The sequence below is a fragment of the Microcoleus sp. A003_D6 genome, from assembly GCF_036702825.1.
In the GTDB taxonomy this organism is placed as follows: domain Bacteria; phylum Cyanobacteriota; class Cyanobacteriia; order Cyanobacteriales; family Microcoleaceae; genus Microcoleus.
Genome location: NZ_JAUBWA010000244.1, coordinates 1 through 3799, shown reverse-complemented (window position 1 = coordinate 3799; position 3799 = coordinate 1). Strand labels below are relative to the sequence as shown.

The following is a 3799-nucleotide window of genomic DNA, read 5'->3' as shown; positions in this document are numbered from 1 at the left end:
GTAGGCAGGATAAATCCTGCAACTCCCTTTCATCCCCGGACTGAAGTCACGGGGTTTTCAGGGTATTTCCTATAATTCGGCGGAATGCACGATGGATGAACGGCGTCGCGAAACTGATGTTAATATGCTCCGAGCGCTGCTGGAAAATCCTGTGGACTTAGGAATAGATTTGATTTTGAGGACTGACTCAAAGTCGATCGACTCTGGGTTCGTACAAACGCTTTACTTGGAAGTGCCGGCACTGACGCCAGAAAGTTTGCTCAGAGCTGCAAAATTTTTCCAAAAGACGATCGCACCCTTAGAATCTGCAAAGGGCAATTATAAATTGCCCGCAACCGGGGCAGCATATCTGGCTTTTTTAGCAGAAGTATTGCAGGCAGTGGCGCCGGGCGCTGATTCGCAGCACCTGTACTCGCTGCTGATAAACAATTTAGACAAACTAGACCAGAATTTTGCAGAACTGCTGCGCCACTGGGCAACTTTGGTGTTCCCTACTGCCAAAGAATCCGAGACAAGGCGCATTGCAGCTTTAATCGGCAATCTGAGCAACAAAATTGGGCGGTTTCCCCTCGGCAGCAAGGCTAATAACTTGGAAATCGAAATTGCCGGTTACGAAACAGTTGCTAAGGTTTTTACCCGCAAAGACTTTCCCCAAGAGTGGGCGGTGATGCAAAACAATCTGGGCAACGCTTACAGCGATCGCCCCAAAGGCGATAAGGCTCAAAATATCGAACAGGCGATCGCTTGCTTTGAAAATGCCCTGCAAGTGCGCACTCCCGAACAGTACCCGGAACAGTGGGCGACGCTGCAAAACAATCTGGGAAACGCTTACAGCGATCGCCTCAAAGGAGATCCGGCAGACAATCTAGAACAGGCGATCGCCTGCTATCAAAACGCGCTGCGAGTTCGCACCCGCGAAACTTTCGGGGAAGAGTGGGCGAGCACTCAAAACAATCTCGGCCGCGCTTACAGCCGCCGACTGCGGGGCGGCAAAGCCGAAAATCTGGAACAGGCAGTCGCTTGCTACCACAATGCTTTGCAAGTCTACAACCGCAAGGTGTTTCCCCGGCGCTGGGCCACGACTCAAAATAATTTGGCAAATGCTTACTGTGAGTTGCTGGGGGGCAACCGAGCCGAAAATCTCGAATACGCGGTCAACTGCTATCAGAGAGCTTTGCAAGTGCGGACTCGGGAAGCTTTGCCACTCCAGTGGGCGACGACTCAAAGGAATTTGGGCCGGGTGTTTATCGATCGCATCAAAGGCGATCGGGTGGAAAATGTGGAAATGGCGATCGCCTGCTTTCAAAATGCTTTACAAGTCTACACCCGCATCAAATTTCCCGAAGCCTGGGCTTCGATCCAAACTTACCTCGGCAGGATCTACTACAGCTTGCGGGTGAAAGGGAAAAAAGCCGAAAATATCGAAATGGCGATCGCCTGCTATCAAAATGCTTTGCTTTTTTGCAACCGCCAAAAAACTCCCGAACGCTGGGCAATGCTGCACGCCTACCTCGGCCGCGCTTTCACCGAACACCTTTCAGGTGAAAAAAACCGCAACCTCAAAAGCGCGATCGCCTGCTATCAAAATTCGGGTCAAGTCTACACCAGGCAGAGATATCCCAACCGCTGGGCCATGCTGCAAATTTATCTCGGCCGGGCTTTTTCGGAACTGACGGAGACGGAAAACTCGTCCCACATCGAAAGTGCGATCGGCTGCTATCACAGTGCTGGCTTTGTCTACACTCGCGAAACCTATCCCCACCGCTGGGCTCAAATTGCATTTTATTTGGGTCAAGCTTACCGAGTTCGAGGCGACTTGCTTCGCGCCTACGGCGTTTTTACTGCTGCTGTCGATACTGTTGAATTCTTGCGCGGCGAAGCTGAAGTTGATGTGGCAGATTTGGGCGATCGGGCCAGTACCGCCAAAGTCAAACTAGCCAGCACCTGGACTGGACTTTATAAATGCCTGCTGCAAGTTTGCCTAGAACTCGGCCCAAGCCAGCCCGAATATTGCGCTAAAGCTCTGGAATACGCCGAACGCCACAAAAATCGGAATTTGGTAGAACTGCTCGTCAAATGCCACCTGACCCCGAAAGGCGACATTCCCGCAGCCGCGCTGAGCGAGTTGGAGTCGCTGCAACTGGAAATAGCGGGGGAACAGCGGCACCAACAGCAGCCAGAGCCCGGGCCGATCGCGAATTTGATTTCTGAGGGCGACAGCCAAGGTTTGAACAGCGGTTCTCTGCTGCCGAACTCGGACTTCATGCACTTAAATCAATTGTGGCGGCAGTTTGATGGGTTGATTGCTCGGGAGGTGCAGGCAAACGACCCTTTCTTCAGCCTAGTTCGCAAAGTTGAACCGATCGCTTTCGAGGAAATTCGCCAATTGTTGCCCGACGACAATTGTGCTGCTGTGGTGTGGGCGAGTTTGGGGGAGGTGCTGGTGGCTTTTGTGGTGGTGAAGAGTGCGCCATATCCCGCCGTTCACCTGTGTTCCCCGAAAAATGCTTTGGCTGCCGAAACTTGGGCCGGGGAGTACCTCAGCGCTTATTCCGAGCAAAAAGGTCGCTGGATCAATCATCTCCCGGCTCGGCTCAAACGCTTGGCCGCGCTGCTGGAAATCGATCGAGTGGTGGCGCTGATTCCAGAGAATTGCGATCGGCTGATTTTTGTGCCGCACCGATTTTTGCACGCTTTGCCGCTCCACGCTTTGCCTCTGGGGGTGAGAGAGGGGTTTGAGGATGGCGGGGGAAGTTTTAGGTCTGGGTGGGGCGATCGCAGCGGTTTTGATGTGGAGGCCCACAGCGGTTCGGAGGTTTCTCAAGGTTCGGCTTTGGGCGACGTTCCAGCGCCTGCTGCTTATTTGATCGATCGATTTGCTGGAGGAATTCGCTATGCTCCTAACTGTCAGCTATTGCGGTTGAGACAAAGTGCGCGCAGCGCAGCTATCGGCCGGTACAGACCGCGTTTGCAGCACCTTTTGGCAGTTCCCACTTTCACCAGAAATTCGCTCTACAGCAACATTGAAATCGGCAATATTTCCCAGTATTTTTCCAGTGCAGAAGTTTTGCGCCAGAAGCCGGCAATTAAAGAGGCTTTTTCCCGAGAAATGTCTGCTAATAATGGGAATTTACCCCAGCCTGGGGGGCAGTTGCAGCAGAAAAAATGCGCTCACTTTGCTTGTTTGAGTTTGCTTAATTTGGCCGAACCGCTCAAATCCGCAGTGTTTTTGAGGAATGATTCTCTGAGTTTGGAGGAAATTTTTAATCTGGATTTCCGGCAATACTTTTTAGTTACTTTATCGGCTGGCGAAATTGCGGTCGGCTCCGCCAGCGGTGCTGAAGATTTTGTCGGTTTGTCGGCGGGTTTGTTGTATGCTGGTACGTCTAGTGTTGTCAGCAGTCTTTGGAAGGTGAACGATGTTTCGACGCTGCTGCTCACTAGCAAGTTTTATGAAAATCTCGGACGGTTTCCTCGGTTGCAGGCGGGAGATGTGGCGATCGCTCTAAACGACGCTCAGAGGTGGCTTCGGGATTTGACTGGCGAGGAATTGGAGGTGTTGCTGGCGGATTTTCAACCTCAAATTTCGCAAATGTTCGATCGGCTTTCTCAAAGTTCTCGCCTGATTGCTGAGGCATCTTTGCTGCAAATTCGCAACCGCAAACCTTATCCTTTTGCCAATCCTTATTATTGGGCGGCTTTTACTGCGGCTGGGGTTTAGTCAGTTGACAGTTGACAGTTGACAGTTGACAGTTGACAGTTGACAGTTGACAGTTGACAGTTGACAGTTGACAGTTGA

General features: G+C 51.8%; 1 protein-coding gene. It reads left to right on the top strand.

What is annotated here, in order from left to right; all coding sequences use genetic code 11:
* The first annotated feature begins 91 nt into the window (after nt 1-91).
* Complete coding sequence (locus QUB70_RS31900; RefSeq protein ID WP_332985797.1) at nt 92-3721, top strand: CHAT domain-containing protein; 3630 nt, start codon at nt 92-94, stop codon at nt 3719-3721.
* Nucleotides 3722-3799: the final 78 nt, after the last annotated feature.